This window comes from Rahnella laticis (assembly GCF_015644585.1).
Lineage (GTDB): Bacteria > Pseudomonadota > Gammaproteobacteria > Enterobacterales > Enterobacteriaceae > Rahnella > Rahnella laticis.
This window is the reverse complement of sequence record NZ_JADOBI010000007.1, coordinates 25,099-39,013: the sequence shown is the minus strand read 5'-3', so window position 1 is coordinate 39,013 and position 13,915 is coordinate 25,099. Positions and strand designations below refer to the sequence as shown.

The 13,915-nt window shown below is 58.5% G+C and carries 11 protein-coding genes; 6 read left to right on the top strand and 5 right to left on the bottom strand.

Annotated elements, in window-relative coordinates; translation table 11 throughout:
- The first annotated feature begins 120 nt into the window (after positions 1-120).
- Genes IV433_RS16320 through IV433_RS16295 form a run of 6 tightly spaced genes read left to right on the top strand, consistent with a single transcriptional unit; the run spans position 121 to position 6,143 of the window.
- Positions 121-1,131, top strand: a complete 1,011-nt coding sequence (locus IV433_RS16320) for an ABC transporter substrate-binding protein (RefSeq protein ID WP_195815165.1) — start codon at positions 121-123, stop codon at positions 1,129-1,131.
- Positions 1,128-1,937: an ABC transporter permease gene (locus IV433_RS16315; RefSeq protein ID WP_195815166.1), complete on the top strand. Its 810-nt coding sequence runs from the start codon at positions 1,128-1,130 to the stop codon at positions 1,935-1,937. The genes IV433_RS16320 and IV433_RS16315 overlap by 4 nt, the downstream gene beginning before the upstream one ends.
- A complete protein-coding gene (locus IV433_RS16310; RefSeq protein ID WP_101079694.1) occupies positions 1,937-2,707 on the top strand; it encodes an ABC transporter ATP-binding protein in 771 nt (256 codons plus the stop codon). The genes IV433_RS16315 and IV433_RS16310 overlap by 1 nt, the downstream gene beginning before the upstream one ends.
- Before the next feature lie 16 nt (positions 2,708-2,723).
- A complete protein-coding gene (gene hisD, locus IV433_RS16305) occupies positions 2,724-4,064 on the top strand; it encodes a histidinol dehydrogenase (protein WP_195815167.1) in 1,341 nt (446 codons plus the stop codon).
- Between the two features lie 2 nt (positions 4,065-4,066).
- The gene (locus IV433_RS16300; RefSeq protein ID WP_195815168.1) at positions 4,067-5,395 is read left to right on the top strand and encodes a hypothetical protein; all 1,329 of its coding nucleotides are present in this window, start codon (positions 4,067-4,069) and stop codon (positions 5,393-5,395) included.
- Positions 5,388-6,143: an SDR family NAD(P)-dependent oxidoreductase gene (locus IV433_RS16295; RefSeq protein ID WP_195815169.1), complete on the top strand. Its 756-nt coding sequence runs from the start codon at positions 5,388-5,390 to the stop codon at positions 6,141-6,143. The genes IV433_RS16300 and IV433_RS16295 overlap by 8 nt, the downstream gene beginning before the upstream one ends.
- Positions 6,144-6,917: 774 nt before the next feature.
- Here IV433_RS16295 and IV433_RS16290 read toward each other — a convergent pair.
- The 5 genes from IV433_RS16290 to hutH form a co-directional block, all read right to left on the bottom strand.
- Positions 6,918-8,003: an iron-containing alcohol dehydrogenase family protein gene (locus IV433_RS16290; RefSeq protein WP_195815170.1), complete on the bottom strand. Its 1,086-nt coding sequence runs from the start codon at positions 8,001-8,003 to the stop codon at positions 6,918-6,920.
- An 81-nt stretch (positions 8,004-8,084) separates the two neighbouring features.
- Entirely contained in the window at positions 8,085-9,233 is a 1,149-nt protein-coding gene (locus tag IV433_RS16285; RefSeq protein ID WP_195815171.1) for an alpha-hydroxy acid oxidase, read from the bottom strand.
- Positions 9,230-10,384 carry a histidinol-phosphate transaminase gene (gene hisC, locus IV433_RS16280; RefSeq protein WP_195815172.1) on the bottom strand — a complete coding sequence of 385 codons (1,155 nt, stop codon included), beginning with the start codon at positions 10,382-10,384 and terminating at the stop codon, positions 9,230-9,232. Before hisC ends, IV433_RS16285 begins: the two co-directional genes overlap by 4 nt.
- Before the next feature lie 181 nt (positions 10,385-10,565).
- A complete protein-coding gene (hutU, locus tag IV433_RS16275; protein ID WP_195815173.1) occupies positions 10,566-12,248 on the bottom strand; it encodes a urocanate hydratase in 1,683 nt (560 codons plus the stop codon).
- Between the two features lie 61 nt (positions 12,249-12,309).
- Positions 12,310-13,860: a histidine ammonia-lyase gene (gene hutH, locus IV433_RS16270; RefSeq protein ID WP_195815174.1), complete on the bottom strand. Its 1,551-nt coding sequence runs from the start codon at positions 13,858-13,860 to the stop codon at positions 12,310-12,312.
- Between the last annotated feature and the right edge of the window lie 55 nt (positions 13,861-13,915).

The window sequence follows — 13,915 nt, the reverse complement described above, 5'->3', positions numbered from 1 at the left end:
TTTCCTTCCGTGATTTCAACTGTGGCGTAGTAATTGCTTTACTCACTTGTCTATACAGGGTTGCACATTAGGATTTCTATTAGCCGTCTTTCTCTCTTTCAACACCATGCGAGGATCACCATGTCACCTACTCAGACCTTAAACGCCTTAAAAAACAAAGTTGCGCTGGCCTGTTGCCTTGGCGCTCTCACGACATTCAGCCTGAGTGCTGGCGCGGCAACGACAGCGCCGGAAGCCGGTACCTTCAAAATGGGTATCGAACCCTGGCTGGGCTACGGACAATGGCACGTCGCACAAAGTCAGGGCATTTTTAAACAGCAGGGGCTGGAAAAGGTCGACATCATTAACTTCGCCGAAGACAAAGACATCAACGCCGCGTTAGCCAGCGGGCAGATTGACGGCGCAAACATCGCCACACACACCGCGATGGCAATGGTTTCCGCCGGATTGCCGGTGAAAGTCGTCTTACTGCTCGATCAGAGCGAAACCGCCGATGCCCTGCTGGTCGGCAAAGACATCGCCACGCTGAAAGACCTGAAAGGTAAACAGGTGGCGTTCGAAGAAGGCACCACCAGCGACATTCTGCTGCACAGCGCCGTCAACTCGGCCGGGCTGAAATGGAGTGATATCACGCCGGTGCCGATGCCTGCCGATTCCGCAGGCAGCGCGCTGATTGCCAAACGCGTCACCGCTGCCGTGACCTACGAGCCGTACATTTCTGCCGCCAGAAAACAGGATCCGTCGCTGAAAATGCTCTACAGCGGCTCTTCCGATCCGGGCCTGATCGGCGACGTTCTGGTGGTTCGCGATTCCGTATTGAAAGAAAAACCGGGCCAGATTGCCGCGCTGATTAAAAGCTGGGACGCCGCCCTGACCCATTATCAGGCCAACACCACCGCCGACCGCGCCCTGATTGCCAAAGCCGTGGGTGCCACACCGGCTGATTTAGAATCAGCGTTTGACGGCGTGAAATATTATTCGCTGGCCGAAAACAAACAGGTGCTCAGCCATTCGTTCTCCGACCAGACGTTTGCGCATGTGCTGAAAGCCGCCACCGCCGCCGGGTTGATCCCAAAACCAGTCGCCGCCGCGCAGGTGATTGACGCCAGCTTTGTGAACAGCCTGCCATGAGTTCGCGCCGTAAACCGCTCAACCTGATGGTGATTGGCCGCCTGCCGTCGCGCAAATTGTTCGTCGGCATCGCCGTGGCGCTGTTCGTTGTCCTGTTTCTGGCGTGGGGGCTGGCGACCCGCAGCGGCGCCATTCCGCCGATTTTTCTGCCAAAACTCACCGACGTGTGGCTGAAAATGGTGTCACTGGCGCAGGACGGCACGCTGTGGAGTGACGTCAAAAGCAGCCTCTACCGCATCAGTATTGCGTTCGCCATTTCCTCGGTGATGTCGATTGTGATTGGCGTGCTGGCAGGCTGTTACGGTTTCTTCAAAGCCCTGACCGAACCGCTGGTGGATTTCATTCGCTACATGCCGGTGGTGGCGTTCGTGCCGCTGACCATTTTATGGACCGGTACGGACGATGTGCAGAAATTCCTGATTATCTGGATCGGCACCTTCTTCCAGCAGGTGTTAATGGTGATCGACGCCGTGAAGCGCGTGCCGGGCGATTTCGTCGGTTTAGGCCGCACGCTCGGCATGCCGGATCGCAAAATCCTCTTCCGCATCGTTTTACCGGGCGCGCTGCCGGGCATCTGGGACGCACTGCGCATCAGCCTCGGCTGGGCGTGGACGTGGCTGGTGCTGGCCGAACTGGTCGCCTCCACTTCCGGGCTGGGTTACCGCATCGTCGTGTCCCAGCGCTTCTTCCAGACCGACACCATTATCGGCTACATCCTGCTGCTGGGGATATTGGGGTTAATCAGCGACCAGATTATGCGTGCCGCCGAGCGCGTACTGTTCCGCTACAACAAGAGGCATGCGTGATGTCGGTTTTAACCATTTCCCATTTACACAAAAGTTTTCAGGTCGGCAAACAGACGCGCGAAGTACTGCACGACATCAGCCTGACGCTGGCGGACAACGAATTTGTCTCGGTCGTCGGCACGTCGGGCTGCGGCAAAAGCACCCTGCTGTCCATCGCGGCAGGCCTTGAGGATTACGACAGCGGCGACGTCCAGGTTGACGGACAAACCATACGCGGCGCGGGCATCGACCGTGGCGTGGTGTTTCAGTCCTATACTTTATTACCCTGGCTGACGGCGCGGCAGAACATCGAATTTGCGCTCAAAGCCGCCGGGTTCAGCCGGGCGGAATGCCGCGAAAAAGCCGATCAGCATCTCGAACTGGTTCAGCTGACGGCGTTTGCTGACGCCTGGCCGTCCGAGCTTTCCGGCGGTATGAAACAACGCGTGGCGATTGCGCGCGCGCTGTCCTATCGCCCGAAAATATTGCTGATGGATGAACCTTTCGGCGCGCTCGATGCCATGACGCGCCACCAGATGCAGGAGTTGCTCACCGGTATCTGGGAACAACACCGGCTGACGGTGATGTTCGTCACCCACGATATCGAGGAAGCGGTTTATCTTTCCGATCGCATCGTGGTGATGGGACCGGGCACCATTCAGGCAACGTTTGATGTGCCGTTGCCGCGCCCGCGCCGCGAAGAACTGACCGCCAGCCCTGAATTCACTGACCTGCAACGTCAGGTTCTCCACACTATCCGCAGCGGCCACACCCGCGCCGCGCTGGCCTGATCACCGGAGATTTACCATGTCTGCACCTTTTCAAGCTGTGACTTTTCATGACCTGAGCGACTCGACCGACCTGCCACCGGCATTATTCCAGCGCACCGAAGCGGATTTATCCTTTTTCATTGAGCGCGTGACACCGATTATCGACGCCGTGCGCACCGAAGGCGACGCCGCCCTGCAACGCTTTGCCCGCGATTTCGACGCGGTCACCGCGCCGGAAATGAGCATCATGGCGGAAGATTCCGAGTTCGCCACGGCGTTTGAACGCCTTGATCCGCAGGTTATCGAATCCATCCGTTTCTCGGTGGAAAACATCCGCGCATTCCACGAAGCGCAGAAACCCGAAGACATGTGGATGAAAGAAATCCGCCCCGGCGCATTTGCCGGTGACCGCCATGTGCCGATCGACTCCGTCGCCTGCTACGTGCCGCGCGGCAAAGGGTCTTTCCCCAGCGTCTTTCTGATGACCACGATCCCGGCGGTGGTGGCTGGCGTCAAACGCGCCATTGTCATCACCCCGCCGGGGCCGGACGGCAAAGTGGACGACGCCACGCTGGTCGCCGCAAGGCTGGTGGGCATCACCGAAGTGTATAAATGCGGCGGCGCACAGGGCGTGGCGGCCGTGGCATTCGGCACCGAAACCGTACCGAAATGCCTGAAAATCGTCGGGCCGGGCAGCCCCTGGGTTGTGGCGGCTAAACGCCAGTTATCAAACCTTATCGATCCGGGCATTCCCGCCGGGCCCAGCGAAAGCTTAATTCTGGCCGATGACAGCGTGGACGGCGCGCTGGCGGCCTTAGATCTCATTATAGAATCCGAACACGGGCCGGATTCCTCGGCTTATCTGGTGACAAACAGCCGCCGCGTGGCCGAAGAAGCCATTGCCGCCTTGCCCGGCTACTGGGCGCAAATCGGCGAAAAGCGCGCCGGTTTCTCGCAGGCTGTGTTATGCGGTACGCACGGCGGCGTGGTGCTGACGCCCGATTTCGACACTGCGGTTGAATTTGTTAACCAGTACGCGCCGGAACATCTGGAAATCCTTGCCGAAGAACCGATGGCCGTGATGGGCAAAATCCGCAACGCCGGAGAAATCCTGCTCGGCAACTACACGCCGATCACATTGGGGAATTTCGTGCTCGGCCCGAACGCCGTCCTGCCCACCAACGGCGCGGCAAAAACCGTCGGCCCGCTGTCCGTTTTCGATTACATGAAACGTATTTCAGTCGGCTACGTGACCCGCGAAGGCTACGCGCCGCTGGCCGAAAAAGCCCACGCGTTCGCACTGTACGAGGGCTTCCCCGGCCACGCGCTGGCGGTATCGGCATTACGCACTGAGATCCTCAACAAAAAAGGCCAATAACGATGAGCAATTTGACGGGCAGTGAACCGCTGGCCGCGCAGGCGCGTCAGTTAGTCCACGCGGGAGAATGGCAAAAAGCGGCGGATGCGCTCCGCCAGCTGATCGGCGAAGTCACCGGCGTGAAGGCCGGTCAGCTGACCATCAACCGTGACCAGTACAGCCTGAATTCCCTCAACGGTACGGTGACGCTCGACGATGGTCGCGCCCTGTTCTTCAAATATCACAATGAAGAAGGCGAAGATAAAACCATCGAAGAGTATTACAACGCTGAATTGCTGCGTGAAAGCGGCTTTCGGGTCGATGTGCCAGTGTATGCCTGCGGCGAACCGGGGCGGCAGATTCTGATGTATACCCTGCGCCACGACCGGCGCATGGCGGATGTCTGCCGGGACATCGAACAGCAGCAGGCGTGGGATCAGGAAGCCGAAATCGAAGAAGCCCAGCGCCGCGCTGACCGCGATATCCTCACCTGTACGCTACCGACGCTGAAAGCCGGTTCGGTGGACGCCGTTTCCGCAGAACCCATTCACCAGCTGTTCCATCACCGGCTGGTTTCCCCGGACAACCCGGAGATCCCCGCCGGTTTCGGTGGCCGCGTCGCGCGTTTTTACGCCGGCAAAAGTTTCCAGCTCGAAGACGAACAGCTGGAATGGCAAACGCTGAGCAACCTGCGCTGGGTCATCAACGGCGTGGCGTATGAACACAGCCTGCGGCAATTATTCGCCGAAGCGGGAACGCGCCTCGCGCCCGCCGCACTTGCCGATCACGGCGTCATCACCGCACACGGCGACGCGCACAACGCCAACGTCTGGTACGACACGTCAGAAGAAATTCCGCAGCTGGTGAGTTTCGACCCCGCGTTCGCCGGGCGCAACATTCCGGCGCTGCTGGCGGAAATCAAAGCCACCTTCCACAATATTTTTGCGCATCCGCTGTGGCTGTATGAACCCGCGCGCTGCGGCGAACTGTACAAAGTCACGGTCATGCGCCGTGGCGATACGCTGTTTGTGGATCACAACTGGCAGCTGACGCCGCTGCGCGCCGCCTTCCTGCGCGACAAGGGCGAGGAATACTGGCAGCCGTTACTGGCACAACTCGCCCGCCGTGGCTGGTTGCCGCCGCACTGGCAGCGGATTTTCCGCCTTGCCATGTTCTGCTGCCCGACGCTGGTTCTGGATCTCCGCGCAGGCGGTTTCAGTGGCCATACCCCCACCAGCTCCGCTCTCGGTCTGGCGATGTCCGTCATGCTGGGCAGCCAGCCGGTGGAAGATCTCGACGAATTCAGCCAGTGGCTGGCCGGGATCAGCCCGGCGGAGAAAGCTAATGACTGATCCGTTCTCGCTGCAAGGCAAACGGGTGCTGATCACCGGCAGCTCACGCGGCATCGGTAAAGCGCTGGCGATCGGCATGGCAAAAGCCGGTGCCAGCGTGATCCTCAGTGGACGTGACAACGTCACGATAAACGCCGTCTGCGGGGAAATCCGTCAACTTGGCGCGGAGGCCTTTCCGCTGGTGCTCGACGTCACGCAACCCGCCACCTTCGCCGCCGCGCTGGCTTCGCTGCCCGCACCGCCTGATGTGCTGGTCAACAACGCCGGAACCGAACACCTTTGCCCGTCACTGGACGTTGACGAAGCGCTCTGGGACACCATTCTCACTACTAACCTCAAAGGCGCATTTTTCTGCGCACAGGCCGCCGCACGCCTGATGGCCGATAACGGCGGCGGCAGTATCCTCAACCTCTGCTCGCTCACCAGCCAGGTCGGCGTTCCGGGTGCCGCAGCATACGGTGCATCGAAATCCGCCATGGCCGGTCTGACCCGCACGCTGGCAACGGAATGGGCCGCAAAAAACATTCGCGTTAACGGCATCGGCCCGGGGTATTTCAAAACCGATCTGACGGCTGAGTTTTACGAAAATGCCGACTGGTGCCAGCAAATGCAGGAGAAAATCCCGCTCGGACGTTTCGGAGAACTCGACGACCTGACCGGCGCGGCAGTGTTTTTAAGCAGCGAGGCCGCGCGGTATATCACCGGACAGGTGTTATATGTGGATGGGGGGTATCTAGCGGGGATCTGAACGCTTGCAGCTTTTGCGCTGACAAATGATCGAGAAAATTTCGGTTTATCAATGTCGCTGCTCGCTCAGGTCAAGACCTTGGGTTGCCACCCAAACCGGCTTCATGGGGCGCCTATCGCCGCACCCCTTGAAAATCCCGGGCTCGTTAACTGCGCGCTATCGCTGGCTGGCTATGTTTCAGTTACCACCGCTATTGCCGCGAAAACTTGCCGCTGCGCGGTTCCCTTTCTCGGTTTCGAGCCACAGGTCTCAAAACCCTTCGTTCGGCAAGCTTTCTGAAAGCGGCTGGAGGCAAAGTAAATCTGCAAGCTTTTGCGAGTTGCTGGTCTGCTCCTCCCCCTGCGAAGGGGGAGGTCGGGAGGGGGTTTTGCAAACAACCCACCTTTAAAGTTGCCATTTCGAACCCCATCCCGTCCTTCCCCTTGCCAAGGGGAAGGAGCAAATCAAAATCCAGCCTGCATGTATCTTCCGAATTACATAGCCCCTGGCCGCTTTCAAAACGACGTCGAGTGAGTGGTGAGAAACAGCGAGAGTCTTTTTTCGAGCAGGTTCGAAGCCGAGGCGAGAGAACCGCGCAGCGGCGGCGTTTGCGGCACTAGCCGGAGTTGCTGAAACGTATCCAGCGAGCGGCAGCGCGCAGTTAAAAAGCGCGGGTGTCCAGAGGGCGCGCGCGTTAACGCGCCCTTTGGGCCAGTTTGGGCGGCGAGCCCAAGGTCTTGATTTTGAATTTAAAACCCGTTCAGGTCGCTACCCCAAACTTGCAAGCCAAAAAGATCAAATCAGATCCGCCATTGCCTCTACCCGTGAAATCGCCTCATACAATCCCCCGGCCGTCACATGCCCCGGCATATTCTCCATATCCGGTGCGTGCAGCGAGGCCTTCACGATGCTGTCGAGTTCTTCGGCGTTCAGTTCGGCGATTTCACTCAGACGGAGCGGCACGGCGCAGGCGTGGGCGAGTCTGATGGCTTCCATCAGCTCTTCGTCGCTGCGGTTTTCCAGCGCCAGCAGGCAGAGATTACCGAAACCGACCAGCAAACCGTGGCCGAATTCACGCGTTTTATCGCAAACGGTAAATCCTTCATATATCGCGTGGGATGCGGCGGCATGGGCCCCACTGCTCATCAGCGAGGTCAGACCGGCAAACATGAAAATGGCGTCCAGCACCTGATCCAGTTCGGCGTTCGGTTTACCGGCGCGCACCGCGTCGCAGGCAGCCGGGCCACAGGATTCGATCAGGTCATAACAAATCCGGCTGTTGGCGCTCGAAGATCGCGCCACGCCGCTTAACTGGCCGTGATGACTGCTGATGGCGCGGAATTCGTACCATTTTGCCAGCGTATCGCCCAGCCCGGCAGCCAGCCACCGCAACGGCGCGGCAGCCAGAATATCACTGTCGATAATGACCGCCGCCGGGGCCTGCGGCAGCGGGAATAAATCACGGAAATGCCCGTCATCGTGATAACGGATAGTCAGCGGCGTCACGGCAGCGCAGGTCGCAGCGATGGTGGGAATGGTCACCACCGGCACGTTGGTTTCCACGCCAACGGCCTTGCAGGTATCGAGAGATTTCCCGCCGCCCACGCCAATCACGATGTCAGCCTTTTTGTCTTTCACGACTTTCGCCAGACGCGTGATATTGCTTTCGCTGCTTTCACCGCCAAACCATTCGCTGCCCACCAGTTCCACCGCACAGCCTTCAAGCTGATGACGAATTTTATCGCCCACCGCCATCAGGGCCTGATGCCCGCCAATCACCAGCGCGCGTTTTCCCAGCAACGCACAAATATCGCCAAGCTGAGAAATAACGCCGGGGCCGCGCAGAATTTGCGCCGGAAAGATAATGTTCTGTGCCTGCATAACTGCTTCTCCGTGATGCTTGTGTCTGACTGATTCAGGTTAAAAATTCTGAGGATGTTGACTGTTTTTACTTTGTGCGCATTAACGCTGAGGGCGCAGCAAATGCGGCCCCAGCTGTTTCACCGACGTACAACCAAGCTGCGCCAGCGTGCGGTCTACTTCCTGCAAGATAATCTCCAGCGCACGTTGTGCGCCCGCTTCGCCCGCCGCCGCCACGCCGTAGAGCATCGGGCGGCCAAGCAATACGGCATTCGCGCCCAGCGCCAGCGCTTTCACCACGTCGGTACCGCGACGAAAACCGCTGTCGATAAGAATAGTGGCATCCGCGCCGCACAGTTGGCGAATTTCCGGCAGGACTTCCATCGCACTGACCGAACCATCGAGCTGTCGGCCGCCGTGGTTGGACAGCACAATGCCGTCGGCGCCCGCGTCCAGCGCCCGTTGCGCATCGGCCGGTGCCAGAATGCCTTTAATCAGCAGCGCGCCCTTCCACTGGCTGCGGATCCAGGCAAGAGTTTCCCAGTTCAGGCGGGTATCCATCTGCTCCGAGAAATAACTCGCCCCACCCGCGCCACGCTGTTTATCTGCAGGCACGTAAGGTTTTAAATTGCCAAAACCGGGCATACCCGCCGGTTTCAGCGTCCGCCACACCCAGCCGGGATGCAGCGCAACATCCACCAGGCTCGACAACGAAAGCTTCATTGGCCGCCGGTAGTTGCGTTTGTCTTTTTCGCGATTACCGAAATGGACGGCATCGACTGACACCACCAGCGTGGTGCATCCGGCAGCTTTCGCCCGCTCCAGCAGACCGGTTGTCACCGCGCGATCTTTTAATACGTACAGCTGAAACCAGTGCTGCGGCAGGTTTTCAGCCGCGATTTCTTCAATCGACGCCGTGGACACCGTGCTCTGGATGTATCCGATACCGGCGCGTTTAGCCGTGCGCGCCAGCATGGCGTCTGCGCCAAAACGCAGCATGCCGTTGTAACCGGTCGGTGCAATCAGCAGCGGCGCAGAGAGCGTCTGCCCGCAGAGCGTGACAGATAAATCGCGCTGGCTGGAATCCGTCAGCACCGGCGGAATAAAGCGCCAGCGGGCAAAAACCTCACGGTTATCTTTCAGCGTTTTTTCATCATCCGCCCCGCCTTCCACATAGCTGAAAGCGAAACGCGGCAACGCGCACCGGGCCTGACGGCGCAATTCTTCAATGTTTAACGCAGCACGCTTCACGCGGCTTCCTCCGCCAGAATGTGTTTCAGGCTTTCCATAAACTGCCGGTTATCCTGCTCGTTGCCGACTGAAACGCGGATCCAGTTTTCATAACCGGTTTCGCGCCACGGCTTAATAATGACGCCATAAGTAAGCAATCGTTGTGCCAGTTCCGCGCTCGGCTGACCGCAGTCAAAGAACAGGAAATTGGCGTGCGACGGGGCAACGGTAAAGCCCAGAGCCGTCAGCTCTGCAGCCATTTTTTCTCGCTGCGCGGTGACCAGCGCAATGCTGTCACGCACGTGCTGTTTGTCCTGCAAAGCCGCAACGGCGGCAGTTTGCGCCGAGCGGTTAATGTTAAACGGTGTCCGGACACGGTCGAGCAGATTCACCAGTTCAGGATGACTGGCTAAACCATAGCCAATGCGCAAACCGGCCAGCCCGTAAGCTTTGGAGAAGGTACGCAACACAATCCACGGACGCGGCTGCGCAGCCAGAACGCGCAGGCTGTCAGGGTAATCCGGCTCGTCTTCGCAATATTCGAAATAAGCTTCGTCAATCACCAGAATGCAATCCTGCGGGGCGGCATCGATAATTCGGGCGAATCCTTTGCGCCCCAGCATGCAGCCCACGGGGTTCGACGGATTGCTGAAAATCACCATTTTTGCAGGTGTGGAAAGCGCCTGTTCCCAGGCCTCAATATCGAACTGCTGCTGTGCGCTGACGCCCACCAGCGTGACGTCTGCCCCCATCATGCGCGGGAAAATTTCATGCAAACCAAAAGACGGGATCAGTGTGACGACGCGGTCGCCGGGGTTCAGAAAGGCCAGCGCCAGCATGTGTAAAATGTCTTCAGAACCGTTGCCGGCCACAATGTTTTCCGCGCTGACACCGGTTTCTTCCGCCAGCGCCGCACGCAATGCCGCACTCGAGGCATCAGAATAAATCGCGCTGAAACGGGCATCGGCTTCAAGTGCTGCGATGACTTTCGGGCTGGCCCCCAGCGGGTTTTCATTGCTCGCCAGTTTGGCGATACGGGCTGCGCCATATTTTTGCTGTACAGCGTCGGCTGAAAGCCCGGCGTTATACACGCCCAGCGCCCGTGATGCGGGCCTTGCCAGATTTTTCAGGCACTCTTTTGCTGCATCAAAAGCTGTCGGATCTGAAGCCATCTTTTACCTCGTGCTGTGAAGATTCTGTTCCCGAGTATGCCGGAAGTCCGCGCGGTTTTACGCCACTTTTTAACGCATTTTCAGATTATTTTAGAAACAAAACGGGCAGCGACCTGCGCCACTGCCCGCTGATTTTGTTCAGTTTAATTGCCGTTGTATTAATGACTCACCCAAACGGTTTTCATAACATCGGCAGGTTCAGGTCATTGCGTTCCGCGCAGGCTTTGGCCTGCTCATAACCGGCATCAGCATGACGCATCACGCCGGTTGCCGGGTCATTCCACAGAACGCGCGAAAGGCGTGCATCGGCTTCTTTAGTGCCGTCCGCCACAATGACCATACCCGCATGTTGTGAGAAGCCCATGCCGACGCCGCCGCCGTGGTGCAGGCTGACCCAGGTCGCGCCGCCCGCGGTGTTGAGTAACGCATTGAGCAGCGGCCAGTCGGAAACCGCATCGGAGCCGTCTTTCATGGCTTCGGTTTCACGGTTTGGCGAGGCCACTGAACCGGTATCCAGATGGTCACGGCCAATGACAACAGGCGCTTTCAGCTCACCGTTGCGCACCATTTCATTGAACGCCAGACCGGCAATATGACGCTCGCCCAGACCGAGCCAGCAGATACGCGCCGGTAAACCCTGGAAGGCGATGCGCTCGCGCGCCATATCCAGCCAGTTGATCAGGTTGGCATTATCCGGGAACAGCTCCCTGAGTTTGGCGTCCGTTTTATAGATATCTTCCGGGTCACCGGAAAGCGCCACCCAGCGGAACGGGCCTTTGCCCTCGCAGAACAGCGGACGGATATATGCAGGGACAAAGCCCGGGAAATCAAAAGCATTGGTTACGCCTTCGTCTTTCGCCACCTGACGGATGTTGTTGCCGTAATCAACGGTCGGAATGCCCATTGCGTGGAAATCCAGCATCGCCTGAACGTGTTTTGCCATCGAGGCTTTTGCGGCCTTCACTACAGATTGCGGATCCGATTTACGCGCTTCCTGCCATTTTTCCAGGCTCCAGCCTTCCGGCAGATAACCGTTCAGCGGGTCATGCGCCGAGGTCTGATCGGTGACGATATCCGGGCGCAAACCGCCTTCTTTCGCACGTGCCACCAGCTGCGGCATCAGCTCCGCGGCGTTGCCCAGCAGGCCGACGGAAATGGCTTTTTTCTCCGCACAGGCTTTTTCAATCATCGCCAGCGCTTCATCAATGCTGTGCGCCTTGTAATCGACATAACGGGTACGCAGACGGAAATCGATACGCGATTCCTGGCATTCAATCGCCAGCACGCACGCCCCGGTCAGAACGCCCGCCAACGGTTGTGCGCCGCCCATACCGCCCAGACCGGCGGTTAAAATCCACTTGCCGCGCAGGTCGCTGTTGTAGTGCTGACGCCCCGCTTCGGCGAACGTTTCGTAAGTGCCCTGAACAATGCCCTGCGCGCCGATGTAAATCCACGAACCGGCGGTCATCTGGCCGTACATCATCAGCCCGGCTTTATCCAGCTCATGGAAATGCTCCCAGTTTGCCCAGTGCGGCACGATATTGGAGTTGGCAATCAGCACGCGCGGCGCATCGGTATGGGTACGGAATACGCCGACCGGTTTGCCGGACTGAACGAGCAGCGTTTCGTCTTCACGCAGCTGGCGCAGGCTTTCCAGAATGCCTTCAAACGCGGGCCAGTTACGCGCCGCTTTACCAATCCCGCCGTAAACCACCAGGTCTTCCGGGCGCTCTGCGACATCCGGATCAAGGTTGTTTTGGATCATGCGGTACGCGGCTTCAATCAGCCAGTTCTGGCAGCTCAGTTCAGTCCCGTGCGGCGCACGAACAACGCGGGCTACGGCCGTTTTTTGTGGAGCGTTCATCGTCGGTTCCTTCTCTCAAACAGGGTGTGTTAACACAAAAATAATCAGGCGAATCTTGCAGTCAGACAAAGCTTGGCAGCAGCGCTTCAATCGCCGCTGGCCAGTGTTCACGGGAAGCCCACAGGCGCATCATTTCGACGTCCGGCGCCATCAGGCGATCCTTTTCAAGAAATGCGACGTTTTCGCGGATGTCCTTCATTTCGTTTTCCAGCGTCACAGAGCTTTGCAGCGGACGATGGAAATCAATCCCCTGTACGGCCGCCATGGCTTCGATACCCACCACGACGCTGGTGTTAAAGCACATGTCGCCCAGACGGCGTGCGGCGTAAGTCGCCATTGAAACGTGGTCTTCCTGATTCGCCGACGTAGGCAGGCTGTCGACGCTGCCCGGATGTGCCAGCGATTTGTTTTCTGACGCCAGCGCGGCCGCCGTCACCTGCGCAATCATGAAACCGGAGTTCACACCGCCGTCGTTCACCAGAAACGGGGGTAAACCGGAAAGGCCGGTATCAAGCAGCAGCGCCATGCGGCGTTCTGAAATCGCACCGATTTCCGCCACCGCCAGCGCGATGATGTCCGCAGCAAATGCCACCGGTTCCGCGTGGAAGTTACCGCCGGAAATCACATCACCATTTTCAGAGAAGACCAGCGGATTGTCGGAGGCGGCGTTGGCTTCGATGCGAAGAATACGTGCAGCGTGATGCAGATTATCCAGACAAGCGCCCATCACCTGAGGCACGCAGCGGATGGAATACGGATCCTGCACACGCCCACAATCGGCATGAGACGTGACAATGTCACTACCTGCCAGAATAGTTGATAGCGCCGCTGCAACGCCAATCTGGCCCTGCTGACCGCGTGCTTCGTGAATGCGCGAATCGAGCGGTTTTACCGAACCTTTGATGGCTTCCAGCGACAATGCGCCTGCCACCAGCCCGGCAGAAAATACGCGTTCCGCTTCGAACAAACCGGAAAGCGCCAGAGACGTTGAAACCTGGGTGCCGTTAAGCAGCGCCAGCCCTTCTTTCGGGCCAAGTTCAAACGGCACCAGACCGGCGGTTGCCAGCCCGGCGATGGCCGACATTTTTTCACCTTTCGCCGTGACCTGACCTTCACCAATCAGCATCAGGGAGAGGTGCGCCAGCGGAGCCAGATCGCCGGAAGCGCCGACCGAGCCTTTCTCCGGAATACACGGATACACGCCCGCGTTAAACAAGGTAATCAGCGCATCAATCACTTCAATGCGTATCCCGGAATGCCCGCGCGACAGGCTCAGGACTTTGGTCGCCATGACCAGACGCACCACGTTATCCGCCAGATCCTTGCCGATACCGACGCTGTGCGACAGCACCAGATTACGTTGCAACTCAGCCAGCCGTTCAGCAGGAATGCGCGTCTGCGCCAGTTTGCCGAAACCGGTGTTGATCCCGTAAACCACTTTGCCCGACTCGACGATGCGGGTGACCGTTTCCTGCGAAGCCAGTACGCCAGCGCGTGCCTCCTCAGCCAGTTCAAGGCGGACATTGCCCTGATAAATTTTGCGCAGCATCGGCAGGTCAACGTGGCCCGGTTGCAGGCGGCAAAGGGTTAAATCGGTGGATGAAGAAGCCATAATCTATTCCTGTATAGACAAGTGAAACGGGAAGTAAACCCGGCTAAGGCCTCAG

Bases quoted from the DNA above. Each gene is read 5' to 3' on its own strand.
- IV433_RS16295 (WP_195815169.1), top strand. From the start codon at position 5,388: ATGACTGATCCGTTCTCGCTGCAAGGCAAACGGGTGCTGATCACCGGC.
- IV433_RS16310 (WP_101079694.1), top strand. From the start codon at position 1,937: ATGTCGGTTTTAACCATTTCCCATTTACACAAAAGTTTTCAGGTCGGC.
- IV433_RS16290 (WP_195815170.1), bottom strand. From the start codon at position 8,003: ATGCAGGCACAGAACATTATCTTTCCGGCGCAAATTCTGCGCGGCCCC.
- hutU (WP_195815173.1), bottom strand. From the start codon at position 12,248: ATGAACGCTCCACAAAAAACGGCCGTAGCCCGCGTTGTTCGTGCGCCG.
- hisD (WP_195815167.1), top strand. From the start codon at position 2,724: ATGTCTGCACCTTTTCAAGCTGTGACTTTTCATGACCTGAGCGACTCG.
- hutH (WP_195815174.1), bottom strand. From the start codon at position 13,860: ATGGCTTCTTCATCCACCGATTTAACCCTTTGCCGCCTGCAACCGGGC.
- hisC (WP_195815172.1), bottom strand. From the start codon at position 10,384: ATGGCTTCAGATCCGACAGCTTTTGATGCAGCAAAAGAGTGCCTGAAA.
- IV433_RS16320 (WP_195815165.1), top strand. From the start codon at position 121: ATGTCACCTACTCAGACCTTAAACGCCTTAAAAAACAAAGTTGCGCTG.
- IV433_RS16300 (WP_195815168.1), top strand. From the start codon at position 4,067: ATGAGCAATTTGACGGGCAGTGAACCGCTGGCCGCGCAGGCGCGTCAG.
- IV433_RS16315 (WP_195815166.1), top strand. From the start codon at position 1,128: ATGAGTTCGCGCCGTAAACCGCTCAACCTGATGGTGATTGGCCGCCTG.